17 protein-coding genes and 3 rRNA genes are annotated in these 24,885 nt (G+C 68.7%); 16 read left to right on the forward strand and 4 right to left on the reverse strand.

The window, feature by feature from the left end:
- The first annotated feature begins 824 nt into the window (after nucleotides 1–824).
- The 10 genes from OG711_RS22515 to OG711_RS22560 all read left to right on the forward strand — a co-directional run bounded on the left by OG711_RS22515 (nucleotide 825) and on the right by OG711_RS22560 (nucleotide 12,311).
- Nucleotides 825–2,352 (forward strand): 16S ribosomal RNA (locus OG711_RS22515).
- Nucleotides 2,353–2,676: 324 nt separating this feature from the next.
- Nucleotides 2,677–5,797 (forward strand): 23S ribosomal RNA (locus OG711_RS22520).
- Nucleotides 5,798–5,915: 118 nt separating this feature from the next.
- A 5S ribosomal RNA gene (gene rrf, locus OG711_RS22525) occupies nucleotides 5,916–6,032 on the forward strand.
- The 16S, 23S and 5S rRNA genes sit together here, the layout of an rRNA operon.
- Before the next feature lie 103 nt (nucleotides 6,033–6,135).
- Complete coding sequence (locus tag OG711_RS22530; protein WP_329560193.1) at nucleotides 6,136–6,780, forward strand: HAD family hydrolase; 645 nt, start codon at nucleotides 6,136–6,138, stop codon at nucleotides 6,778–6,780.
- Between the two features lie 67 nt (nucleotides 6,781–6,847).
- Nucleotides 6,848–8,020 (forward strand): acetoin utilization protein AcuC, encoded by a 1,173-nt coding sequence (locus tag OG711_RS22535; protein WP_266516874.1) that lies wholly within the window; start codon nucleotides 6,848–6,850, stop codon nucleotides 8,018–8,020.
- A 383-nt stretch (nucleotides 8,021–8,403) separates the two neighbouring features.
- Nucleotides 8,404–9,219: a phosphatase gene (locus tag OG711_RS22540; RefSeq protein WP_329560194.1), complete on the forward strand. Its 816-nt coding sequence runs from the start codon at nucleotides 8,404–8,406 to the stop codon at nucleotides 9,217–9,219.
- A 128-nt stretch (nucleotides 9,220–9,347) separates the two neighbouring features.
- Nucleotides 9,348–9,557: a helix-turn-helix domain-containing protein gene (locus tag OG711_RS22545; RefSeq protein WP_161349187.1), complete on the forward strand. Its 210-nt coding sequence runs from the start codon at nucleotides 9,348–9,350 to the stop codon at nucleotides 9,555–9,557.
- 140 nt (nucleotides 9,558–9,697) lie between these two features.
- Nucleotides 9,698–9,796 (forward strand): 30S ribosomal protein bS22, encoded by a 99-nt coding sequence (locus OG711_RS22550; RefSeq protein ID WP_003948845.1) that lies wholly within the window; start codon nucleotides 9,698–9,700, stop codon nucleotides 9,794–9,796.
- A 328-nt stretch (nucleotides 9,797–10,124) separates the two neighbouring features.
- Nucleotides 10,125–11,177, forward strand: coding sequence for an NAD-dependent epimerase/dehydratase family protein (locus OG711_RS22555; RefSeq protein ID WP_073793060.1), 1,053 nt, complete (start codon nucleotides 10,125–10,127; stop codon nucleotides 11,175–11,177).
- A 63-nt stretch (nucleotides 11,178–11,240) separates the two neighbouring features.
- Entirely contained in the window at nucleotides 11,241–12,311 is a 1,071-nt protein-coding gene (locus OG711_RS22560) for a lysophospholipid acyltransferase family protein (RefSeq protein WP_073793059.1), read from the forward strand.
- 188 nt (nucleotides 12,312–12,499) lie between these two features.
- On the opposite strand, the gene OG711_RS22565 is transcribed toward OG711_RS22560, so the two are convergent.
- The 3 genes from OG711_RS22565 to OG711_RS22575 form a co-directional block, all read right to left on the reverse strand.
- A complete protein-coding gene (locus tag OG711_RS22565) occupies nucleotides 12,500–13,795 on the reverse strand; it encodes a DUF5667 domain-containing protein (protein WP_073793058.1) in 1,296 nt (431 codons plus the stop codon).
- A gap of 326 nt (nucleotides 13,796–14,121) precedes the next feature.
- Nucleotides 14,122–14,988, reverse strand: coding sequence for an ECF subfamily RNA polymerase sigma factor, BldN family (locus OG711_RS22570; RefSeq protein WP_073793057.1), 867 nt, complete (start codon nucleotides 14,986–14,988; stop codon nucleotides 14,122–14,124).
- Between the two features lie 389 nt (nucleotides 14,989–15,377).
- Nucleotides 15,378–16,325, reverse strand: a complete 948-nt coding sequence (locus tag OG711_RS22575; protein ID WP_073793056.1) for an HAD family hydrolase — start codon at nucleotides 16,323–16,325, stop codon at nucleotides 15,378–15,380.
- 292 nt (nucleotides 16,326–16,617) lie between these two features.
- Between OG711_RS22575 and OG711_RS22580 the strand changes: the two genes are divergently transcribed.
- The 6 genes from OG711_RS22580 (at nucleotide 16,618) to hemB (ending at nucleotide 23,784) form a co-directional block, all read left to right on the forward strand.
- On the forward strand, nucleotides 16,618–16,905 hold the full coding sequence (locus OG711_RS22580) for a glutaredoxin family protein (protein WP_178391134.1): 288 nt from the start codon (nucleotides 16,618–16,620) through the stop codon (nucleotides 16,903–16,905).
- 513 nt (nucleotides 16,906–17,418) lie between these two features.
- Nucleotides 17,419–18,189, forward strand: coding sequence for a redox-sensing transcriptional repressor Rex (locus OG711_RS22585; RefSeq protein WP_073793054.1), 771 nt, complete (start codon nucleotides 17,419–17,421; stop codon nucleotides 18,187–18,189).
- A complete protein-coding gene (locus OG711_RS22590; protein WP_079184982.1) occupies nucleotides 18,186–19,691 on the forward strand; it encodes a glutamyl-tRNA reductase in 1,506 nt (501 codons plus the stop codon). Before OG711_RS22585 ends, OG711_RS22590 begins: the two co-directional genes overlap by 4 nt.
- Nucleotides 19,688–20,647 carry a hydroxymethylbilane synthase gene (hemC, locus tag OG711_RS22595; RefSeq protein WP_073793053.1) on the forward strand — a complete coding sequence of 320 codons (960 nt, stop codon included), beginning with the start codon at nucleotides 19,688–19,690 and terminating at the stop codon, nucleotides 20,645–20,647. The genes OG711_RS22590 and hemC overlap by 4 nt, the downstream gene beginning before the upstream one ends.
- The gene (locus OG711_RS22600; protein ID WP_073793052.1) at nucleotides 20,644–22,350 is read left to right on the forward strand and encodes a bifunctional uroporphyrinogen-III C-methyltransferase/uroporphyrinogen-III synthase; all 1,707 of its coding nucleotides are present in this window, start codon (nucleotides 20,644–20,646) and stop codon (nucleotides 22,348–22,350) included. The genes hemC and OG711_RS22600 overlap by 4 nt, the downstream gene beginning before the upstream one ends.
- Nucleotides 22,351–22,788: 438 nt before the next feature.
- Nucleotides 22,789–23,784 carry a porphobilinogen synthase gene (gene hemB / locus OG711_RS22605; RefSeq protein ID WP_073793051.1) on the forward strand — a complete coding sequence of 332 codons (996 nt, stop codon included), beginning with the start codon at nucleotides 22,789–22,791 and terminating at the stop codon, nucleotides 23,782–23,784.
- A gap of 477 nt (nucleotides 23,785–24,261) precedes the next feature.
- On the opposite strand, the gene OG711_RS22610 is transcribed toward hemB, so the two are convergent.
- Nucleotides 24,262–24,705, reverse strand: coding sequence for a hypothetical protein (locus OG711_RS22610; protein WP_266516845.1), 444 nt, complete (start codon nucleotides 24,703–24,705; stop codon nucleotides 24,262–24,264).
- Between the last annotated feature and the right edge of the window lie 180 nt (nucleotides 24,706–24,885).

A 24,885-nucleotide genomic window follows, 5' to 3' on the forward strand; every position in this document is an offset into this window, starting at 1 on the left:
GCTGCCCGTCGGCCGGGCTCCGGGTCCCCAGGAGGGACGCAGAACGGCCGCCGGATTGCGGCGGCCGTCGAGTGCATGCGTGAGCCGGCCGCCGTCAGGCGGGCCACCACTGGTGCGTGGACGCATGCTTCATGCCCGACAGCGTAGCCACGCCAAGGCCTCCTGACCCGGAGTTGACACTCTTCCGCGCGATACGTAATGTTCTCCGAGCTGTCCGACGTGAGCGCCGACCCACGGTCGGTCCCCGGACAGTCATTCCGCACCAACTCACCAAGAAGCGATGACTCGTCATCTGCTCCTTTGCGCGTGTTTTTGCAGAATGAGGAATCCGCGTTCGATAAGAACGCGGGCGACCACCCCCGATTAGCGGGGAGGCCGGGATTCCGCTAAAGTCTCACTCGTCGGAACGGCCCAACAGCCGGAAAGACAAACCCCGCTGACCGGGGATCAGGCCCGAAAGGATCTGATAGAGTCGGAACCGCCGGAAAGGAAAAGCGCGGAAGCGGTTTTCCCGGAAAGCACCGAGGAAATCGGATACGGAAACGGTCTGATAGAGTCGGGAACACCGAAGGGAAGCGCCCGGAGGAAAGCCTGAGCCGAATGGCTGGGGTGAGTACGAAGGAAGCGTCCGTTCCTTGAGAACTCAACAGCGTGCCAAAAGTCAACGCCAGATATGTTGATTACCCCGTTCCTTGCCGGACTTGTTCCGGTGAGGGCGAGGTTCCTTTGAAATACAACACAGCGAGGATGCTGTGGACGAGTTCGGGACTATTCCTCCCGGCTTGTTCCGCTCCCGTGGTGGTTGACCCGATTACGGGTACACATTCACGGAGAGTTTGATCCTGGCTCAGGACGAACGCTGGCGGCGTGCTTAACACATGCAAGTCGAACGATGAACCACTTCGGTGGGGATTAGTGGCGAACGGGTGAGTAACACGTGGGCAATCTGCCCTGCACTCTGGGACAAGCCCTGGAAACGGGGTCTAATACCGGATACGACCTGCCCTCGCATGGGGGTGGGTGGAAAGCTCCGGCGGTGCAGGATGAGCCCGCGGCCTATCAGCTTGTTGGTGAGGTAGTGGCTCACCAAGGCGACGACGGGTAGCCGGCCTGAGAGGGCGACCGGCCACACTGGGACTGAGACACGGCCCAGACTCCTACGGGAGGCAGCAGTGGGGAATATTGCACAATGGGCGAAAGCCTGATGCAGCGACGCCGCGTGAGGGATGACGGCCTTCGGGTTGTAAACCTCTTTCAGCAGGGAAGAAGCGAAAGTGACGGTACCTGCAGAAGAAGCGCCGGCTAACTACGTGCCAGCAGCCGCGGTAATACGTAGGGCGCGAGCGTTGTCCGGAATTATTGGGCGTAAAGAGCTCGTAGGCGGCTTGTCACGTCGATTGTGAAAGCCCGGGGCTTAACCCCGGGTCTGCAGGCGATACGGGCAGGCTAGAGTTCGGTAGGGGAGATCGGAATTCCTGGTGTAGCGGTGAAATGCGCAGATATCAGGAGGAACACCGGTGGCGAAGGCGGATCTCTGGGCCGATACTGACGCTGAGGAGCGAAAGCGTGGGGAGCGAACAGGATTAGATACCCTGGTAGTCCACGCCGTAAACGGTGGGCACTAGGTGTGGGCAACATTCCACGTTGTCCGTGCCGCAGCTAACGCATTAAGTGCCCCGCCTGGGGAGTACGGCCGCAAGGCTAAAACTCAAAGGAATTGACGGGGGCCCGCACAAGCGGCGGAGCATGTGGCTTAATTCGACGCAACGCGAAGAACCTTACCAAGGCTTGACATACACCGGAAAGCATCAGAGATGATGCCCCCCTTGTGGTCGGTGTACAGGTGGTGCATGGCTGTCGTCAGCTCGTGTCGTGAGATGTTGGGTTAAGTCCCGCAACGAGCGCAACCCTTGTCCCGTGTTGCCAGCAACGGTTTCGGCCGGTTGGGGACTCACGGGAGACCGCCGGGGTCAACTCGGAGGAAGGTGGGGACGACGTCAAGTCATCATGCCCCTTATGTCTTGGGCTGCACACGTGCTACAATGGCCGGTACAATGAGCTGCGATACCGCGAGGTGGAGCGAATCTCAAAAAGCCGGTCTCAGTTCGGATTGGGGTCTGCAACTCGACCCCATGAAGTCGGAGTCGCTAGTAATCGCAGATCAGCATTGCTGCGGTGAATACGTTCCCGGGCCTTGTACACACCGCCCGTCACGTCATGAAAGTCGGTAACACCCGAAGCCGGTGGCCCAACCCCCTTGTGGGGAGGGAGCTGTCGAAGGTGGGACTGGCGATTAGGACGAAGTCGTAACAAGGTAGCCGTACCGGAAGGTGCGGCTGGATCACCTCCTTTCTAAGGAGCACTTCTCGGCTGCCAGGCTTGCCTGGTGGTCCAGAGGCCAGTTCATCGGCGAATGTCCGGTGCTGGTTGCTCATGGGTGGAACGTTGACTATTCGGTCCGGTTTCCGGGTCGGAGGCTTGCAAGTACTGTCCTTCGGGGCGTGGAAAGCATGATCTCCGGGCGGGGTCGGGTCGGGCGCGCTGTTGGGTGTCTGAGGGCACGGCCGTTCGCGGTTGGTGTCTTCGGTTGCCGGCCCCGGTGAAAGTCTGCTTCGGCGGGCTGTGACGGGTGGTTGGTCGTTGTTTGAGAACTGCACAGTGGACGCGAGCATCTGTGGCCAAGTTTTTAAGGGCGCACGGTGGATGCCTTGGTACCAGGAACCGATGAAGGACGTGGGAGGCCACGATAGTCCCCGGGGAGCCGTCAACCAGGCTTTGATCCGGGGGTTTCCGAATGGGGAAACCCGGCAGTCGTCATGGGCTGTCACCCATGCCTGAACACATAGGGCATGTGGAGGGAACGCGGGGAAGTGAAACATCTCAGTACCCGCAGGAAGAGAAAACAACCGTGATTCCGGGAGTAGTGGCGAGCGAAACCGGATGAGGCTAAACCCTGTATGTGTGAGACCCGGCAGGGGTTGCATGCAGGGGGTTGTGGGATCTCTTTGGATCGGTCTGCCGGCCGGTCGGCGAGTTATAAACCGTTGGTGTAGGCGAAGGGCATGCGAAAGGCCCGGCGTAGAGGGTAAGACCCCCGTAGCTGAAACGTCAACGGCTCGTTGGAAGAGACACCCAAGTAGCACGGGGCCCGAGAAATCCCGTGTGAATCTGGCGGGACCACCCGCTAAGCCTAAATATTCCCTGGTGACCGATAGCGGATAGTACCGTGAGGGAATGGTGAAAAGTACCCCGGGAGGGGAGTGAAATAGTACCTGAAACCGTGTGCCTACAAGCCGTGGGAGCGTCGCATGCAAGCTTGCTTGCATGTCGTGACTGCGTGCCTTTTGAAGAATGAGCCTGCGAGTTTGCGGTGTGTTGCGAGGTTAACCCGTGTGGGGAAGCCGTAGCGAAAGCGAGTCCGAACAGGGCGATATAGTAGCGCGCTCAAGACCCGAAGCGGAGTGATCTAGCCATGGGCAGGTTGAAGCGGCTGTAAGAGGTCGTGGAGGACCGAACCCACCAGGGTTGAAAACCTGGGGGATGACCTGTGGTTAGGGGTGAAAGGCCAATCAAACTCCGTGATAGCTGGTTCTCCCCGAAATGCATTTAGGTGCAGCGTCGTGTGTTTCTTGCCGGAGGTAGAGCACTGGATAGGCGATGGGCCCTACCGGGTTACTGACCTTAGCCAAACTCCGAATGCCGGTAAGTGAGAGCGCGGCAGTGAGACTGTGGGGGATAAGCTCCATGGTCGAGAGGGAAACAGCCCAGAGCATCGACTAAGGCCCCTAAGCGTACGCTAAGTGGGAAAGGATGTGGAGTCGCACAGACAACCAGGAGGTTGGCTTAGAAGCAGCCACCCTTGAAAGAGTGCGTAATAGCTCACTGGTCTAGTGATTCCGCGCCGACAATGTAGCGGGGCTCAAGCGTACCGCCGAAGTCGTGTCATTGCAGCATGAGGGCCAACGCCCGCTGTGATGGGTAGGGGAGCGTCGTGTGCCGGGTGAAGCCGCGCCGTAAGGCAGTGGTGGACGGTTCACGAGTGAGAATGCAGGCATGAGTAGCGATACACACGTGGGAAACGTGTGCGCCGATTGACTAAGGGTTCCTGGGTCAAGCTGATCTGCCCAGGGTAAGTCGGGACCTAAGGCGAGGCCGACAGGCGTAGTCGATGGATAACCGGTTGATATTCCGGTACCCGCTGTGAAGCGTCAAACATCGAATCAGGCGATGCTAAGCCCGTGAAGCCGTTCCGGACCCTTCGGGGAAAGGAAAGTGGTGGAGCCGGTGACCCGGACTTGTAGTAGGTGAGTGATGGGGTGACGCAGGAAGGTAGTCCATCCCGGGCGGTGGTTGTCCCGGGGTAAGGGTGTAGGCCGAGTGGCAGGTAAATCCGCCACTCATCAAGGCTGAGACCTGATGCCGAGCCGATTGTGGTGAAGTGGATGATCCTATGCTGTCGAGAAAAGCCTCTAGCGAGTTTCATGGCGGCCCGTACCCTAAACCGACTCAGGTGGTCAGGTAGAGAATACCGAGGCGTTCGGGTGAACTATGGTTAAGGAACTCGGCAAAATGCCCCCGTAACTTCGGGAGAAGGGGGCCATTTCTGGTGATAGCACTTGCTGCTTGAGCTGGGGGTGGCCGCAGAGACCAGCGAGAAGCGACTGTTTACTAAAAACACAGGTCCGTGCGAAGCCGTAAGGCGATGTATACGGACTGACGCCTGCCCGGTGCTGGAACGTTAAGGGGACCGGTTAGCTCACTTTCGGGTGGGCGAGGCTGAGAACTTAAGCGCCAGTAAACGGCGGTGGTAACTATAACCATCCTAAGGTAGCGAAATTCCTTGTCGGGTAAGTTCCGACCTGCACGAATGGCGTAACGACTTCTCGACTGTCTCAACCATAGGCCCGGTGAAATTGCACTACGAGTAAAGATGCTCGTTTCGCGCAGCAGGACGGAAAGACCCCGGGACCTTTACTATAGTTTGATATTGGTGTTCGGTTCGGCTTGTGTAGGATAGGTGGGAGACTTTGAAGCGGCCACGCCAGTGGTTGTGGAGTCGCTGTTGAAATACCACTCTGGTCGTGCTGGATGTCTAACCTGGGTCCGTGATCCGGATCAGGGACAGTGTCTGATGGGTAGTTTAACTGGGGCGGTTGCCTCCTAAAGAGTAACGGAGGCGCCCAAAGGTTCCCTCAGCCTGGTTGGTAATCAGGTGTTGAGTGTAAGTGCACAAGGGAGCTTGACTGTGAGACCGACGGGTCGAGCAGGGACGAAAGTCGGGACTAGTGATCCGGCGGTGGCTTGTGGAAGCGCCGTCGCTCAACGGATAAAAGGTACCCCGGGGATAACAGGCTGATCTTCCCCAAGAGTCCATATCGACGGGATGGTTTGGCACCTCGATGTCGGCTCGTCGCATCCTGGGGCTGGAGTCGGTCCCAAGGGTTGGGCTGTTCGCCCATTAAAGCGGTACGCGAGCTGGGTTTAGAACGTCGTGAGACAGTTCGGTCCCTATCCGCTGCGCGCGCAGGAGTCTTGAGAAGGGCTGTCCCTAGTACGAGAGGACCGGGACGGACGAACCTCTGGTGTGCCAGTTGTCCTGCCAAGGGCATGGCTGGTTGGCTACGTTCGGGAGGGATAACCGCTGAAAGCATCTAAGCGGGAAGCCTGCTTCGAGATGAGGACTCCCACCCACTTGATGGGGTAAGGCTCCCAGTAGACGACTGGGTTGATAGGCCAGATATGGAAGCCGGGTGACCGGTGGAGTTGACTGGTACTAATAGGCCGAGGGCTTGTCCTCAGTTGCTCGCGTCCACTGTGTTGGTTCTGAAACCACGAACAACCAACACCCCTCTGCCCCGACCCAATTCTTGGGTTGTGTGGGCCGGTGGGGGTGTGCGGGGTGTGTTTCGTAGTGTTTCGGTGGTCATAGCGTGAGGGAAACGCCCGGTTACATTCCGAACCCGGAAGCTAAGCCTTACAGCGCCGATGGTACTGCAGGGGGGACCCTGTGGGAGAGTAGGACACCGCCGAACTAACTTTATATGAAGGCCGTGGTCTTCAAGAGAACTTGTTTCTCTTGAAGACCACGGCCTTCTTTGCGTTCCCGGGTAATTCCGGGCCGTCTAGGGTCGTCGTATGCGCTACGACCTCGTGATCTTCGACAATGACGGTGTCCTGGTGGACAGTGAGCCGATCTCCAACGGCATCCTCGCCGGGTATCTCACCGAACTCGGGCATCCGACCACGTACGAGGACTCCCTGCGGGACTACATGGGGGCCGCGGTGCACCGGGTGCACGACCTCGTCGGGGAACGCACCGGCCGGCGGTTGCCCGAGGACTTCGACGACGAGCTGCATGCCCGGGTCTTCGCCGCGTTCGAGCGGGAGCTGAAGCCGGTGACCGGGGCGGTCGACGTACTGGCGGAGCTGTCGGCGGAGGGGGTCCCGTACTGTGTCGCGTCGTCCGGGAGCCATCAGCGGATCAGGGTGGGGCACCGTACGGCGGGGCTCGGGCGGTGGTTCGACGACGCGCGGATCTTCAGCGCGGAGGATGTGGGCCAGGGCAAGCCCGCGCCTGATCTGTTCCTGCACGCCGCAGCCCGGATGGGGGTCGCTCCCGCGCGGTGCGTCGTGGTCGAGGACAGTCCGCTGGGGGTGCGGGCGGCGGTGGCGGCCGGGATGGACGTCTACGGGTTCACCGCGATGACGCCCGCCGAGCGGCTCGGGGACGTCACGGGGACCTTCGCGGAGATGCGGGAGCTGCCGGGACTGCTGGCCTGACCTGCGGGGCCCGGCCGGGCGGACGCCTGTGCGGTCCGGCCCGGGGCCGACCGATACGGTGACGGGCATGAGCGGCCACGCACAGTTGATGTGGGACGAAGCGGTGACGGGCTACGACTTCGGACCGCAGCACCCCATGAACCCGGTCCGGCTGGACCTCACCCGGAGTCTGGTGCGGGCCTTCGGGCTCGACCGGCGGCTGGATGTGGTGGCGGCCAGGCCGGCGGGGGAGTCCACCTTGCGGCTCGTGCACCGGCAGGACTACATCGACGCCGTGAAGGCCGCGTCGGCGGACCCCCGGGCCGCCGACAGCGCGTACGGGATCGGGACCGTGGACGACCCCGCGTTCACGCGGATGCACGAGGTGTCCGCGCTCATCGCCGGACAGTCGGTGGGTGCCGCGGAGGCCGTGTGGCGGGGTGACGCGCTGCACGCGGTGAACTTCGCCGGCGGGCTGCATCACGCGATGCCCGGGGCGGCCGCCGGATTCTGCGTCTACAACGACGCCTCGCTGGCGATCGCGCGGCTGCTGGAGCTGGGTGCCGAGCGGGTCGCGTACGTGGATGTGGACGTGCACCACGGTGACGGCGTCCAGGCCGCGTTCTGGGACGACCCCCGGGTGCTCACCGTCTCCTTGCACGAGCACCCGCGGACGCTGTTCCCGGGCACCGGTTGGCCCGAGGAGACCGGGGCGGACTCGGCGGAGGGCTCGGCGGTGAACGTCGCGCTGCCCGCGGGGACCGGGGACGCGGGGTGGCTGCGGGCGTTCCACGCGGTCGTGCCCGAGCTGCTGGCGGACTTCCGGCCGCAGGTGCTGGTGTCGCAGCACGGGGCGGACACGCACTTCGAGGACCCCCTGGCGCATCTCGCGGTGTCCCTGGACGCCCAGCGGGCCGTTCAGGCGGCCTGTCACGACCTGGCGCACGAGCACGCGGACGGGCGGTGGCTCGCGCTCGGCGGCGGCGGGTACTCCGTGGTGGACGTCGTGCCGCGGTCCTGGACGCATCTGGTGGGGATCGCGGCGGGTGCGCCCGTCGAGCCGGGCGCGGAGGTTCCGGAGGAGTGGCGGCAGGAGGTCTTCGCGCGGACCCGGCTGCCGGGTCCGCGGCGGATGACGGACGGGCGGTGGCCCGTGGACTGGGCCGCGTGGGACGCCGGGTACGACCCGGCGGACCGGCTGGATCAGGCCGTGCTCGCCGCGCGGCGGGCGGTCTTTCCGCTGCGGGGGCTGCTGGCGTAGGCCGGGGGCGGCGGTTCGTGGGGCTGCCTGTGCCGGTGGGTCCTCGGCTTCCTGGGTTTTCTGTGCTGGGCCCACTTGTCCCCGTGCGGGTCGTTCGTGGGTGCGCAGTTCCTCGCGCCCCTTCGGTCGCGCCTCTTGCGGTTCCCGTTCGGGTGCGGGTGGTTCTTGGTTGCTCGCGCAGTTCCCCGCGCCCCTGGGTCTGTCCGGCTGAGCGCACTTGTTCCTGTGCCGTCGCTCGTCGGGTGCGCAGTTCCCCGCGCCCCTTTGGGGGCCCACCTGGACGTACCTGTTCCTGTGCGGGGGGTCCGCTGGTTTTTAGGCCGTTCGTGGGGGTGGGGGGTGTTCCGGGGACGGGGGGTGGGGCGGGGGCGGAGCATGGTGGGGTGACGGGTGCGGGGTGGTTGCGGGAGTACCTGGCCGCGGTGGGGCTCGCGGGGGCGGTGGGGACGTCCCGGGAGGGGAGTCTGCGGAGCTACCAGCTGTTCGGCGAGCGTGATCCTCGGGTCCTGCTCGGGCTCGACCCTGTGGCACGGTGGAGCGAGGCGGACGTCCTGGCGCTGATGGCCGCGCGGTGCGGGGTGTCGGGGGACCCGGGGCACCGGACCGGGCGCGATGTGATCGACCCGGTGCTGACCGTGGCGGCGCTGGACGCGTTCGCGGAGCGGATCGGACTCGCCGCCGAGCGGGGGGAACCCGTCCTGCTGGGGACCGGACACCCGGGCAGGCTGCTGGAGTTCTACGTCAGTTTGGCCGGTGCCTTGTCGGCGGCGGGATGTGAAGTCCTCATCCTGGGGGAGGGCAGCCGTGTCGACATAACGACCCGGTTCGGGGTACGCACACACCGGCTCGACTATGCACGGGGGGTCGCGTTCGTCCGGGAGCGCGACCCCGGGTGCGCCGGGGGTGAGACCGGCGCACACACCCATTCACCCCTGCCGGTTCGGGTCGCGCTGGCGGCTGCCGCGGCCTCCGGGGGGCTCCTGCCGGCGCTGGTCGTCGGGGACCACGGATGGGTCTGCGGGGCAGGTCAGCTGGGGTTCGAGGCCATCGGGCTGGGGGATACGGACGATCCGGCGTTGTTCGTCGGACAGGCCGAGGGGCGGGTGTCGGTGGCCGTGCCGATCGATGACGCTGCGCGGTCTGTTTACTACCGGCCGCTTACTCGCTATGTACTCAAACGAGCGTGTCTGTCACAGTAGGCCGCCGATCGCTGCTCCTCTTCCCCACTCGCATCACCCGCACCTAGTCTGGGGAGTGAGCGCACAGCGACGAGGAGTCACCGGAGGGGAAGCCGGTGCCCGTCATGTGTGGAAGGTTCAGGTGTGTCATGGCTGCTGCCGATCGGCCTCTGAGCGAGGTCCAGTTCTTGACCGTGGCGGAAGTCGCCTCGGTGATGCGAGTGTCCAAGATGACCGTGTACCGGTTGGTGCACAGCGGTCATCTGCCCGCGATCAGGGTGGGGAGGTCCTTCCGGGTTCCGGAGAACGCGGTCCACGAGTACCTGCGTGAGTCCTACGTGGGGGTGGACACCGCCTGATCGTCCGACTCGATTACAGGCTCGGCTCTCGGGCGGGGTAGGCTGGCCCCCCGTAGGTCGTGTGGGCCCCATTGCAGCCCCGCACCGAGTGATTGTCCCTGCCCAGCAGGGGTTGTCCGAGAAGTGAGCGAGGGTATGACGTGGGCTCTGTAATCAAGAAGCGGCGTAAGCGGATGGCGAAGAAGAAGCACCGCAAGCTGCTGAAGCGCACTCGCGTTCAGCGTCGCAACAAGAAGTAGTTCTCCTTTTGAGGAGAAGCGGTCGGCGGTCCTCCGCCCGGCCTTCCGGGGACATGTCCCGGGAAGGTACGAGGCGGAGCGGTGGCGGATCGCTTCCGGGAACTGCTTCGGCGACGTTGTAACGGCGCGCTACGTGGCCCCTCCACTCCGGTGGAGGGGCCACAGCCCGTTTCCGGGCATTTTTCCCGGCCCGCCGGGTCGCGCGGGCCGTCACAGCCCGGCACCGACCCGCTAACGTGGCCGCCAGGGCCTTCCCCGGGGCGGTCACCGGCCACGGGGGGCCCACGCGGCACTGGGGCGCGGCGGAGCGGAAGGCAGGCGCTGATTCGTGGGCAAGGTCGTGCTCGTGACCGGGGTGGCCCGGCAGCTGGGGAGCCGGTTCGTGCGGCGGGTCCTGCGGGACCCCGAGGTCGACCGGGTGGTCGCCGTGGACGCGGTGACTCCCGCGCACTCCCTGGGGGGCGCCGACTTCGTCCGCGCGGACATCCGGCACCCGGCGATCGCGCGGGTCCTGGCCGAGCACGCCGTGGACACCGTCGTGCATCTGGATGTGACGGGTACCCCGCTGGGCGGTGGCGGCCGGGTGGCGCTCAAGGAGACCAACGTCATCGGGACGATGCAGCTTCTCGGTGCCTGCCAGAAGTCGCCGTACGTGCAGCGGCTCGTGGTGAAGTCGTCGACGAACGTGTACGGGTCGGCGCCGCGTGATCCGGCGTACTTCACGGAGACCACCGCGGCGAAGTCGCTGCCGAGCGGCGGGTTCGCGAAGGACACCGTCGAGGTCGAGGGGTATGTGCGCGGTTTCGCGCGGCGCCGGCCCGATGTGGCGGTGTGTGTGCTGCGGTTCGCGAACATCCTGGGGCCGCACGCGGACTCCCCGCTGGCCGACTACTTCTCGATGCCGGTGCTGCCGACGGTGTTCGGGTACGACCCGCGGCTCCAGTTCGTCCACGAGGACGATGTGATCGAGGTGCTGCGGATCGGTGCCCGGGAGCCGGAGCGGGGCACCCTCAACAGCGGGACGTTCAACATCGCCGGGGACGGGGTGCTGCTGCTGTCGCAGTGCGCGCGCCGGCTGGGCCGTCCGACGGTGCCGACACCGCTGCCCGCGGTGACCTGGCTGGGGTCGGCGCTGCGGACGCTGGGGCTGTCCGACTTCTCGCCGGAGCAGTTGCGGCTGCTGACCCATGGGCGGGTGGTGGCGACACGTCAGATGCGCGAGACGCTCGGCTACCGGCCCACGTACACGACCGCCGGGGCCTTCGAGGACTTCGTGGGCAGCCGGGGCCCCGGGCTGCTGCCGCCGGAGGCCGTCGCACGGACGGTCGACCGGATCGCGGAACTCGCCGTGCCCGCGCCCGGGGGCCGGACCCGAACCTGACGCAGTGCGCCCGTACGCACGGCCGGGCCGGTCGCGGGGCGCCAACCGAGGAGCGCAGCAACGATGGCGGACGCCAAGGTCATTCCCTTCGACGACGACCGCTCGCGCGGGGGTGCGCAGCGCCCGGCCCGGCGGCGGTCGGGGCCGGCCCGGCGGTCGGTGCCGCCTGGCCGGACCGCGCCGCCGGGGCCGGTGAGTGAGGTCACGACGCTGCCGGGGCAGCCCGCCGGGCAGGATGATGGGCCGGTGACGGATGAGGTGCGTGAGCCGGGGGTGCCCGGTGGGGCGGGGCGTGACGGCTGGGAGCGGCGGGTCGCCGGGGGCCTGGCGTTCCTGCGGCGCAGGCTGACGGGTGACTACGAGGTCGACGACTTCGGGTACGACGAGGAGCTGACCGATCAGGTCCTGATGTCGTTGCTGCGGCCGGTGTACGAGAAGTACTTCCGGGTCGAGGTGAAGGGCATCGAGAACATCCCGGCGGACGGCGGGGCGCTGATCGTCTCGAACCATTCGGGGACGCTGCCGCTGGACGGGCTGATGATGCAGGTCGCCGTCCATGACCATCATCCGCAGGGGCGGCATCTGCGGTTGCTGGCGGCGGATCTGGTGTTCATGCTGCCGGTGGTCAACGAGCTGGCGCGCAAGGCGGGGCACACGCTGGCCTGCGCGGAGGACGCGGAGGCGCTGTTGCGGCGCGGTGAGCTCGTCGGGGTGATGCCGGAGGGGTTCAAGGGGCTCGGCAAGCCGTTCGGGGAGCGGTACAAGCTCCAGCGGTTCGGGCGGGGCGGGTTCGTGTCGACGGCGCTGCGGACGGGGACGCCGATCGTGCCGTGCTCGATCGTGGGGGCGGAGGAGATCTACCCGATGATCGGCAACTCGAAGACGCTGGCGCGGCTGCTGGGGTTCCCGTACTTCCCGATCACGCCGACGTTCCCGCTGCTGGGTCCGCTGGGGGCGGTGCCGCTGCCGACGAAGTGGACGATCCAGTTCGGGGAGCCGATCCCCACGGAGGGGTATCCGGCGGAGGCGGCGGAGGACCCGATGCTGATGTTCAATCTGACGGATCAGGTGCGGGAGCAGATCCAGCACACGCTGTACAAGCTGCTGGTGCAGCGGCGGTCCGTGTTCTTCTGATCTTTCCGGTCGGCCCTGGTGTACCTCCGACCGGCCCTGGTGTTCTTCCGGGTCCGGTGGCCGAGTAGCCGGGCGGCCGGGTAGCAGGTGGTGCGGTGTGCGGGAACGGGGGCGCCTCCGACAAGGGGCGCCCCCGTTCCCGTATCCGGTGTGCGCGAGCGGGTGTGCTGGTGGCCGTGGTGTGCGGGCTACGGGCCCGATTCCTCGGCGTCGAGGCCGAGGCCCGGGAGGAGTCCGGGCAGCAGCGGGGGCAGGGTGACGTCCGGCTTGGGGACCGGGCTGGTCCTGCCCGAGGGGCTGGGGCTGGCCTTGTCCTGTTCCTTGGGGGTGTCGAGGAGGCCGCCGGTGCCGCCGCCGAGGAGTCCTTCGTCCTTCTTGCCGGAGGGGTCCGGCGCGGAGGGTTCGGGACTGCCGCCGCCCTGGTCCCGGGGTGTCGTGTCCCGGGGGGCCTCGCCTTCGCCGGAGCGGGTGGGCGCGGCGGGGCGTTCGGTGCCGTCCTGGGTGGGGCCCGCGGGGGACCGCTCGGTGCGGGGGCCCTGGCTGGGGCCGCCGCGGGGGGCGGGGGGCTCGGGGAGCAGCGAACGCAGGGGTTCGACCTCCTGCTCCATGGCGTCGAAGACGGAGCTGACCTCCTGGCTGACGTCGCCGAGCTGGACGGGCAGCCGGTCGCGCAGGGCGCTCCAGCTGTCGCGGTGGGATCGGGAGAACGCGGACAGGGCCTGGATGGGGCCGAGGGAGCCGTCGCGTTCGTAGGCGGCGAGGAGGAGGCGGTGGCCCTCGGCGGCGTCGTGGCGCATGCCGTTGAGGGTGCGGCGGACCTCGCCCACGGATTCGTGGTCGAGAGGGCCGCCGCGGTCGCGTTCCATGAGCCTGCGGGCCTCGCTCAGGCGGGTCGACGCCTGGTCGAGGTAGATCTCCCCGCGGTCGGTGTCACCGTCGGCGAGGCCCCGCTTGATGTCCTCGACGCCGCGCTTGAGGCCGTAGAGGGAGTCACCGGGGAGGGCGTCGGAGCTCGCGGCGGCCACGCCCCCGAGGGCGCCCGCCGCGACGCCGACCGTGAGTCCGCCCGCGACGAGGCTCTTGCTCAGCCGGGAGCGTGGGCGTAGTTTCCGCAGCGGTCCTGCCCGGTGGGCGCCCTTCGTCCCCTTGCGGGACCGCTGCTCGGGCACCGAAGGGTCCATCGCCCCACCGCCCGCGCCCGCCATCAGCATGGCCTCCATGGCGGCCACGAGCTGCGCGCGCTGGACGATCTTGACCTCGGGGTCCAGCGTGGGTCTGGGCAGGTCGGCGAGACCGCCCGCGAGGGTGAGCAGGCGTTGCTGCTCGGTCCTCGGGCCGGCCGGCGCGGTACCCGCCGGGTCGGGGGTCGCGCCCGGGGCGGACCGCTGATCGGACTGCTCGGCCGCCGGGCCCCGGTCGGTCGGTTCCTCCAGGGCCTGGGCGAAGGCGTTCGCCCGCCGGTGCGCCGATACGTTCGCGATCACTGGCGGCACCTCCTCTCGTCATGACGGTCGACTCCCCAGGGGGTCCTGAGGGTTCCATTCCCTGGCTGCCTCCACTCCTTCGAGTGAGCGGGGGCGGCCGGGGGGTGACCACAGGGAGCCTGTATCCCGCACAACGAGTGGCGCGGCACTTCGGTTACGGACCGGTGGTGACCGGAGTGGCCGGTCAACTGTAGCTCACGTTGGGTGAGTTGCTGGTCGCGCACCGTGTCGGGGCGGGATTCAGGGGTCGGGCGGGCCCGGTGGGGCGGGGGGTCGCCGGGTGTGATGGGGGGCGGGCCGGAGGTGGTGGATGTCGGGTTCACCGGTCAGCGGGCGTCGTCCGGGAGGAGCCGGGCGAGGGTGCGTACGGCCCGGTACTGGAGGGTCTTGATCGCGCCTTCGTTCTTGCCCATGACCCGGGCGGTCTCGGCGACCGACAGGCCCTGGAGGAAACGGAGGGTCACACACTCCTGCTGCTGGGGGTTGAGACGGCGGACCGCTTCGAGGAGGGCGGCGTTGGAGAGGGCCTCCAGGACGGAGTCCTCGGGGCTGCGCTCGACCTCGTTGGCGTCGAGCATCTCGCCGGTCGTCACTTCGAGCCGGAAGCGGCTCGACTTGAAGTGGTCGGCGACGAGGTTGCGGGCGATGGTCACGAGCCAGGCGCCGAAGTCGCGGCCCTGCCAGGTGAACGTGCCGATCCGGCGCAGGGCGCGCAGGAACGTCTCGCTGGTGAGGTCCTCGGCGGTGGCCTTGCTGCCCACCCGGTAGTAGATGTAGCGGTAGACGGTGTCGCTGTACTGGTCGTACAGCCTGCCGAACGCCTCGGCCTCGCCGGACTGGGCGCGTTCGACGAGTTCCATCATGCGGGCGCTGTCGCTGTCCGCGGCGGGCCTGCGGGTGGTCGTCGTGGTCGTCGTGGAGCCCGCGCCGCGGCTGCGCCTGCCGACGGCCGCCGTGCCGTCCGCCAGGGCGTAGCAGGGGCCGGTGGGTCCGGCCTGGGCGGCGGTACGGGTGGCGCGGGAGGTGCGGGGGGACTGCGCGGCGGGACGTGGGGCGGTGTGCGGGGCGGTTGGTGCGGGGACGGCGTATGCGGGGACGGCGTACGCGGTGGGGACGAAGCCGCGCAGGTGGTCGAGGACCGTCGCGCGCAGCGTAGCCAGGCCCGAGGCGTCAACCCCGACGTGTGGGTACACGGGACTCCCAGAGGCAGAGCTTGCATCACGTGCTGTGCGGGACCGTTCACCCGTCGTGGCGACGTGTGGGTACCGGCTTGCGTCTGAGGAGAATAACGCTTCGTACAGGCGGTGCTACGCCCAGTTGCTCAAATCATCGATTACGTCGCTTCTGTTATCGATCGGCGTTGGTTCAAGTGTCGGAGAGTGACAGGTTGTTGACCAAACGGGATCGATACAGGGCGGATGGGGGTGTGTTGTGCTCATTGGGGGTGCCGCTCCTGACGGCTCGTCCGGGTGGACGTGTGTGCGGGTGCGCGGGCGTCCGGGTGTCCGGGTGCCGAGTCGTCCGGGTGGGCGCACCGGGCGGACGACCCGCGGCGGTGTCCGGGCCGAGGTGGCCGTGGAGGTCAGCGGCGGGTCCTGCGGTGCAGGGCGATGGCGGCGGCCGTGCCGCCGGCGACCGCGCCGACGCCCGCCGCCGCGGGGATGCCGACCTTCGCGGCCTTGCGGCCGGTGCGGTAGTCGCGCAGCCGCCAGTCGCGGGCGCGGGCGTGCTTGCGGAGCTTGGCGTCCGGGTTGATCGCGTAGGGGTGGCCGACCAGGGACAGCATGGGGATGTCGTTGTGGGAGTCGCTGTAGGCGGCGCAGCGGGTCAGGTCCAGGATCTCGGCGGTGGCCAGCGCGCGGACCGCCTCGGCCTTGGCGGGGCCGTGCAGGGGTTCGCCGACGAGCCGTCCGGTGTAGACGCCGCCGACGGACTCCGCGACGGTGCCGAGCGCGCCGGTCAGTCCGAGGCGGCCGGCGATCACGGTGGCGATCTCCACGGGGGCGGCGGTGACGAGCCACACCTTCTGGCCCGCGTCCAGATGGGCCTGGGCGAGGGCGCGGGTGCCCGGCCAGATCCGGTCGGCCATGTACTCGTCGTAGATCTCCTCGCCGATGGTCATCAGCTCGGCGACCCGGTGGCCCTTGACGATGGACAGCGCGGAGTCCCGGGCGTCCTGCATGTGCTCGGGGTCCTCGACGCCGGCGAGCCGGAACCACGCCTGCTGCCAGGCGAAGCGGGTGAGCTCGCGGGTGTCGAAGAACTTGCGTTTGTACAGGCCCCGGCCGAAGTGGAAGAGGGCGGCGCCCTGCATCACGGTGTTGTCCAGGTCGAAGAACGCGGCGGCGCGGCGGTCGCCGACCACGGGGAACGCCGGTTCCTCGGGGGTGCCGTCCGGGGCCGGGGCCCGCCGGGCGGATTCGAGGTCCTGCGAGGTCTTGCGGGCTGCCTCCGCCGAGGCCTCGCCTGCGAGCACGCTCCGCGCCGTGGCGGAGCGCCTACGGGAAGTGAGCCATCCGAGAGCGGCCATGCGGTGAGCATAGCCAGTTTGTTCGGTGGTTCCCCGGCGGTGGTGACGCGGTGCGGTGAACATCCGGGTGGCCCTTCCCGCCGCTCCCGGATCCGCCTCCGGAACTGGCTCCCGATCCGCCTCCGGTACCGGCTCCGGTGCTGCTCCCGGTACCGCTCACGCTCCGCTCCGGGATCCGGCCCCTGTGCTCCGCTCCCGGTGCCGCTCGACGGCCGGTCGTGCGCGGGTGCGTGGTGCGCGCCGCGCTCTCTTCGGTCGCGGGGCTCCCCGGCGCGCGGGGCGCGGGGCGACAATGGGCCGTATGAGTCCCCTCTTTCGACGTACGGAGAAGAAGCCTCCCGCGGAGCGTGTCGTGACGCTGATCGGGAAGCCCGGGTGTCATCTGTGCGATGACGCGCAGGTCGTGATCGAGAAGGTGTGCGGGGAGGTGGGTGCCTCCTGGGAGAAGAAGGACATCACCCAGGACGAGGAGCTGCACCGGCTGTACTGGGAGCAGATCCCGGTGGTGCTGGTGGACGGTGCCCAGCACGACTTCTGGCGGGTCAAGGAGGAGCGGCTGCGGAAGGCCCTGACGGGCTGACGCGCGCCTCCCGGCGGAGGGTCGGCCGGGAGGGCTCGGCGCGGGCTCGCTCGTGGTGCGCGGGGCGGGTGGTTCGTGGGGGGTGGGGCGGGCTGCTCCGCTTGTCGGAGGTCCGTGCGGGTTTGGTGAGTTTGGTGTGGATTCCCTTGGGGCGGGCGGAGGTTGGCCGGAATCGGGCGGTCGAGGGGGGTGTGTTCGGGGAACGGAGGGGCACTTTAGGGCTAAAGAACGCGTTACGATCGTTGCTGTTTGCATGCTGATTGACCGGGTTCGGCTTCGGGGGCGGGGTTGTTTTGAGGAGTGTGTACCGCTTTGCCCCCTACGGATGAGCGTTCTGGAGGTCCGTGCGCCGGTTCCCGGATCGCGCGCCGGGAGTGCGTGACCCCGGTCACGTTGGCCGGGCAAATCGGACACCATCTTTGTGCACGCGTTCACAAAGACATAGCCTGCTGTCGACGGGGCGGTCCCGGCACCTACGGCCGCCCACAGCCCCGCTCTACCCGCAGGAGCACCGTGGCAACTGGCCGAACACACCGACCGGCGACCCGAAGCCGAGGGATTCCCGAGGCCACCGTCGCCCGGCTCCCGCTGTATCTGAGGGCTCTCACCGCGCTTTCCGAGCGCTCGGTGCCCACGGTCTCGTCGGAGGAACTGGCCGCCGCCGCGGGGGTCAACTCCGCCAAGCTCCGCAAGGACTTCTCCTACCTCGGCTCGTACGGCACCCGTGGTGTGGGCTATGACGTCGAGTACCTCGTCTACCAGATCTCCCGGGAACTGGGTCTGACCCAGGACTGGCCCGTGGTGATCGTCGGGATCGGCAACCTCGGTGCCGCGCTCGCCAATTACGGTGGGTTCGCCTCCCGCGGGTTCCGGGTCGCCGCGCTGATCGACGCCGACCCCGAGATGGCGGGCAAGCCGGTCGCGGGCATCCCGGTCCAGCACACCGACGAGCTGGAGAAGATCATCGACGAGAACGGGGTGTCGATCGGCGTCATCGCGACCCCCGCGGGCGCCGCCCAGCAGGTGTGCGAACGGCTGGTCGCCGCCGGGGTGACCTCCATCCTGAACTTCGCCCCGACGGTCCTCAACGTGCCGGACGGGGTCGACGTACGCAAGGTCGACCTCTCGATCGAGCTCCAGATCCTCGCCTTCCACGAGCAGCGCAAGGCCGGTGAGGAGATCGCCGAGGCCGCGGAGGCGGCGGAAGCGGCCGAGGCGGCCCGGACGGCCCGTGACCCGCGTAAGGGACCTGACGGGGACATGCCCGCCGTGATGCCGGCATGACTCTCCTCGTCGTCGGGCTGAGCCATCGCAGCGCACCCGTCAGCGTGCTGGAGCGGGCCGCGCTGTCCCGTGACAGCCAGGGCAAGCTCCTCCAGGACACCCTCGCCGCGGAGCCCGCCGTGGAGGCGGCCGTCCTCGCGACCTGCAACCGGGTCGAGCTGTACGCGGACGTCGACAAGTTCCACGCCGGTGTCGCGGAGCTGTCCACCCTGCTCGCCCAGCACAGCGATGTCGGTCTCGACGAGCTGACCCCGCATCTCTACGTCCACTACGAGGACCGGGCCGTCCACCATCTCTTCTCGGTGGCCTGCGGACTCGACTCGATGGTCGTCGGCGAGGGGCAGATCCTCGCGCAGATCAAGGACGCCCTCGCCGTCTCGCAGGACCTGCACACCGCCGGACGGCTGATCAACGACCTCTTCCAGCAGTCCCTGCGGGTCGGCAAGCGCGCTCACTCCGAGACCGGGATCGACCGGGCCGGACAGTCGCTCGTCACCTTCGGCCTCCAGCAGTTCGCCGCCGGCGGCGACACCGCGGCCTGGGCCAGGGGCAAGCGGGCCCTCGTCATCGGCGCCGGGTCCATGTCCTCGCTGGCCGCCGCGACCCTCGCCCGGACCGGGGTCAGCGAGATCGTCGTCGCCAACCGCACCCTGGAACGCGCCGAGCGGCTCGCCGCGATCCTCTCCGAGCCCGGTGGCACGGGAGTGTCCGCCCGTGCCGTCCGGATGGACCGGGTGGCCGCGGAGCTGACACGTGCAGACATCGTGGTGTCCTGCACCGGCGCCTCCGGACTGGTCCTGACCGGCCAGGACGTCGCGGACGCCGTCGCCGGACGGGCCATGGAGGACGCGGTCGCCGGGGAACCGGCCAGCCCGCTGGCCCTGCTCGACCTCGCGATGCCCCGCGACATCGACGCCGCCGTCCATGACGTCGCCGGAGTCCGGCTCGTCGACATAGAGTCCCTCGCCGGGGCGTCCGCGGACGCCCCGATGGCCGCCGATGTCGACCAGGTGCGCGCGATCGTCTCCGCCGAGGTCGACGCGTTCGGCGCCGCCCAGCGCGCCGCGCACGTCGCCCCGACCGTGGTGGCACTGCGGACCATGGCCGCCGATGTCGTCGCCGGGGAGATCGCCCGCCTCGACGGACGGCTGCCCGCCCTCGGCGAGAAGGAACGCGCCGAGATCACCCAGACCGTCAAGCGCGTGGTCGACAAGCTGCTGCACGCGCCGACCGTACGGATCAAGCAGCTCGCCGCCGAACCCGGCGGCGCCGGATACGCGGACGCGCTGCGTACCCTGTTCGACCTCGACCCGGAGGCCGTCGCCTCCGTCTCGCGGGCCGACCGGGGCGACAACGACCCGAGGAACGATGCAAGGAGCGACGTACCGAGCGTCGCCCATGTCACCCAGGTCACGAACGTTCCGGGCATCACCGGCGTACCCCAAGACGCCGACGGTGTCCCACCGAACGTCACGAACGGCAGGAACCGAGGACGCGCATGACTGAGAAGGCACTGAGGCTGGGGACCAGGCGCAGCAAGCTCGCCATGGCCCAGTCCGCACTCGTGGCGGAGGCCGTCCGGGAACTGACCGGGCGTGAGGTCGAGTTGGTCGAGATCACCACGTTCGGTGACACCTCGCGCCAGCACCTGGCGCAGATCGGGGGCACCGGCGTCTTCGTGACCGCGCTGCGCGACGCGCTGCTGCGCGGTGACGTGGACTTCGCCGTGCACTCCCTCAAGGACCTGCCGACGACGCAGTCCCCCGACTTCACCCTGGCCGCCGTGCCGCCGCGGGAGGACCCCCGCGACGTACTGGTCGCCCGGGACGGGCTGACGTTCGCCGAGCTGCCCGACGGGGCGCGGATCGGTACCGGTTCGCCGCGCCGGATGGCGCAGCTCAACGCGTACGCCCGAGGTCACGGCATGACCATCGAGACCGTGGCGATCCGCGGGAACGTGGACTCGCGCATCGGATACGTCCGCGCGGGGGAGCTCGACGCCGTCGTGCTCGCCGCCGCCGGGCTGAACCGGCTCGGCAGGATCGGTGACGCCACCGACTTCCTGCCGGTCGACACCGTCCTGCCCGCCCCCGGCCAGGGGGCCCTGGCGATCGAGTGCGCGTCCCGTGACACCGCGCTCGCCGCCGTGCTCGGAGAGCTCGACGACCCGCTGACGCGGGCCGCCGTGACCGCCGAGCGTTCTCTGCTCGCCGCCCTGGAGGCCGGTTGCAGCGCACCCGTCGGGGCGCTGGCCGACCTGTTGGCCGACGGGCAGATCGTCAAGGAAATGCGCCTTCGCGGAGTGGTCGGCAGTACCGACGGCTCCGCGCTGGTCGCGCTGTCCACCACCGGTCCCGTGCCTTCGACGCATGAGCAGGCCACCGCGCTCGGCCGCGAACTCGCGGACGAGATGCTGGCCAAGGGCGCGGCCGGTCTGATGGGGGAGCGAGCACAGTGAGCCCCACCACCGCCAACCACTCCGCCGTTCCCGCGCACGGGCACGTCACCTTCCTGGGTGCCGGACCGGGTGATCCGGGACTGCTGACCCTGCGCGCCGTGGAGGCGCTCGCGGGTGCGGACGTACTGATCGCCGAGCCCGATGTGCTCGATGTGGTCCGGGCGCATGCCAGGGCGGGTGTTGCCGTCCTTGACGCCAACGCCCCCACGGCGGCGCCCCGGTCGCTGTCGGGCGCACCGGAACCGGCTGCTGACAGGGCGTCAACTGCCGTCGGTGGTCCCGTTTTGAGGGACACGGCCAATCTTGTCATGGAGGCCGCGCGCGGCGGCAAGCGGGTCGTGCGCGCGGTTCCGGGCGATCCCGGCCTGGACACCTACGCCGCCGGGGAGATGCTGGCCTGCGCGGCCGGCGGGGTGCCCTTCGAGGTCGTACCGGGTGTCGCGGCGGCCGTGGGCGTGCCCGCGTACGCCGGGGTGCCGCTGCGGGACGAACGGGGCACCGACGTACGGTTCGTGGACGCGCGGACGGCCTCCGAGCGCTGCTGGAGCGAGGTCGGGGCCTCCGACGGGACCGTCGTGGTCTCGGCGACCCTGGAGACCGTCGCCGCGGCGGCCGGTGAGCTGGTCGCGGCCGGCCGCAAGCCGGACACCCCGCTGACGGTGACCGTCGGCGGGACGACGACCCGGCAGCGGACCTGGTCCGCGACGCTCGGGACGATCGCGCAGACCCTCAAGCAGTCGAAGGTGCTGCCGTCGCCCGACGGCGGCCGGTCGGTGATAGCCGTGGTCGGCGAGTGCTCGGCCGCCGCGCAGCGTGACCAGCTCTCGTGGTTCGAGTCGAAGCCCCTGTTCGGGTGGCGGGTGCTCGTACCGCGGACCAAGGAGCAGGCGGCGTCGCTCTCCGACCAGCTCCGCGGTTACGGCGCGGTGCCGCACGAGGTGCCGACGATCGCGGTGGAGCCGCCGCGCACCCCGCAGCAGATGGAACGCGCCGTCAAGGGTCTGGTGACCGGGCGGTACGAGTGGATCGCGTTCACCTCCGTCAACGCGGTGAAGGCGGTCCGGGAGAAGTTCGAGGAGTACGGGCTCGACGCGCGGGCGTTCGCGGGGATCAAGGTCGCCGCGGTCGGTGAGCAGACCGCCGCCGCGCTGATCGCCTTCGGCGTCAAGCCGGACCTGGTGCCCAGCGGTGAGCAGTCGGCCGCCGGTCTCCTGGAGGACTGGCCGCCGTACGACCCGGTCTTCGACCCGATCGACCGGGTGTTCCTGCCGCGCGCCGACATCGCCACCGAGACGCTGGTGGCCGGGCTGATCGAGCTGGGCTGGGAGGTGGACGACGTGACGGCCTACCGGACCGTACGGGCGTCGCCGCCGCCGGCCGACACCCGGGAGGCCATCAAGGGCGGCGGGTTCGACGCGGTGCTGTTCACCTCGTCGTCGACCGTGCGGAACCTGGTGGGTATCGCCGGGAAGCCGCACAACGTCACCGTCATCGCCTGTATCGGGCCCGCCACCGCGAAGACGGCGGAGGAGCACGGGCTGCGGGTGGACGTGATGGCTCCCGAGCCGTCCGTGCACAAGCTGGCCGCCGCGCTCGCCGACTTCGGCGCGGCCCGGCGGGACGCCGCGGTGGAGGCGGGGGAGTACGTGACCCGGCCCAGTGAGCGGCGGCCGGGGGCGCGGCGCAGACGCGCGGCGCCGTAGCGGTAGGACGGGTTCACCAGGGGCGGTCGGTGCTGGACCGGTCCCGTGGTCGTGGCCGGGCGCCGAGCCCGGTCACCGTGTCCGTGAGTCGGCCGGGTACCACCACTGGTGGTGCCCGGCCGGTTTCGTCGGGCCGGGGCCGTTGGTGCGGGCCCGGTGCGATGGTGGGGCGGGTGCCGCTGTGGGCGGGTGCGGTGGTGGGCGGTGCCGTTGTGGGCCGGGTGGTGCCGCCTGGTGCGGGGGCAGGGCCTAGGTTGGAAGGGTGCGGACGTCCGGTGACGCCGGGCCGCCCGTCCGTTTCCGTCCGGTGGCGGGTCCGGTGCCTGTGCTTGGCGCCGGGGCCGGGCGCGGTACGGGACGTGGCGGGCCGGTGGTGGTGCCGGGCCGTCCGGCCCGGGGCGGACAGCCGTTCCGGGCGTGACGCTACGGAGTTCGACGTTGAGTAAGTACGGTTCTTTTCCCGGGGCACGGCCCCGACGGCTGCGGGCGACGCCCGTACTGCGGCGGATGGTCGCCGAGACCCGGTTGCACCCCGCCGATCTGATCCTTCCCGCGTTCGTGCGGGAAGGGGTGTCGGCGCCGGTGCCGATCGGGACGATGCCCGGGGTGGTCCAGCACACCCGGGACAGTCTGCGGGCGGCGGCCGTCGAGGCGGTGGCGGCCGGGGTGTCCGGGATCATGCTGTTCGGGGTGCCGGAGGAGGGCAAGAAGGACGCCCTCGGCACGGCCGGTACCGACCCGGACGGGATTCTCCAGGTCGCGTTGCGCGATGTGCGGGCGGAGGTCGGGGACGAGCTGATCGTCATGTCCGATCTGTGCCTGGACGAGTTCACCGACCACGGGCACTGCGGGGTCCTCGACACGGACGGCCGTGTCGACAACGACGCGACGCTGGAGCGGTACGCGGAGATGGCGCAGGTCCAGGCCGACGCGGGCGCCCATGTCGTGGGCCCCAGCGGGATGATGGACGGCCAGATCGGGGTGGTCCGCGACGCGCTCGACCAGATCGACCGGGACGATGTGGCGATCCTCGCGTACACGGTGAAGTACGCGTCGGCGTTCTACGGGCCGTTCCGGGAGGCGGTGGGCTCCTCGCTGAAGGGTGACCGCAAGACGTACCAGCAGGACCCCGCGAACGCCCGTGAGTCGCTGCGGGAGCTGGCGCTGGACCTGGAGGAGGGCGCGGACATGGTGATGGTCAAGCCGGCCGGGCCGTATCTCGACGTGCTCGCGAAGGTCGCGCAGGCGGTGGAGGTCCCGGTCGCCGCGTACCAGATCTCCGGGGAGTACGCGATGGTCGAGGCGGCGGCGGAGCGGGGGTGGATCGACCGGGACCGGGCGATCCTGGAGTCGCTGCTCGGGATCAAGCGGGCCGGGGCGAACATGATCCTCACGTATTGGGCTACCGAGGTCGCGCGGGGGTTGCGGGGCTGACCCGGCCCGGTTCGGGTTCGCCCCTTCGGGGGTCGGGGGGCTGCCTCTTGCTGTGCCCCGTTCCCCGCGGGTCGCCTTTGCTTGGGCTTTCGGGGTCTGTCCGGGTGGACGTACTTGTTCCCTGTGCCGTCGCTCGGCGGGTGCGCAGTTCCCCGCGGGTCGCCTTTGCTTGGGCTTCCGAGGTCTGTCCGGGTGGGCGTACTTGTTCCCTGTGCCGTCGCTCGGTGGGTGCGCAGTTCCCCGCGCCCCTTTGGGGCGCCCCTGGCTGTTGTTCGTCCGGTGCGGGTCTGCCCTCGTGCGCAGTTCCCCGCGGGTCGCCTTTGCTTGGGCTTCCGAGGTCTGTCCGGGTGGGCGTACTTGTTCCCTGTGCCGTCGCTCGGTGGGTGCGCAGTTCCCCGCGCCCCTTTGGGGCGCTCCTGGCTGTTGTTCGTCCGGTGCGGTTCCCCGCGCCCTTTTGGGCGCGGGGACGTGTTGGTGTCAGGCGGTTACGGGGGTGCTCGCGCAGTGGTTGGTGCCGGTGTTCTGGACGAGGCAGACCCGCATGGTGTGGGTGGAGCCCTCGGGGAGGTTGCGGGTGACCCGGTCGACGTTGTCGGTCTGGCCGACGGTCGACGCCCTGCGTCCGTCGCTGAGCTGGGCCACGAACTCGTACGTGGTGTCGCCGAAGTCGACGACCTCCAGGGTGTCGTCCTGGATCAGGCCCTGCGCGTTCTGGTGCCATTCGCCGTAGCCGAGGCGCTCGGTGCCCGCGTAGTAGGTGACGCGTACGCCGTTGCCGGTGGACGCGGTCGTCGCATGGATCGCCTGTACGGCGGCCGTGGTGTCGGCGGACTGGGCGGCGGCGCTGCCCGCGCCGAACGTCATACCGGTGGTGAGGGCGAGGGCGGTCGTGGCGAGGAGGGCACCGACTGCTTTGCGCATGGAGGGTTCAGCCTTTCGGGTCGTGGAATGCCTTGCGGTACGACCATTGGACCCTCCGTGATTATCGATTGCCATAGGTGAGGGGCGGTTGACGCAATGACGCCTCAGGATGAATTCAAGAGGCATGCGGTGCGCGGATAGGGCCGGTGGCGTATTCGCGTCTTGCCGCTCGGGTTCTGT

It is taken from the genome of Streptomyces uncialis (genome assembly GCF_036250755.1).
In the GTDB taxonomy this organism is placed as follows: domain Bacteria; phylum Actinomycetota; class Actinomycetes; order Streptomycetales; family Streptomycetaceae; genus Streptomyces; species Streptomyces uncialis.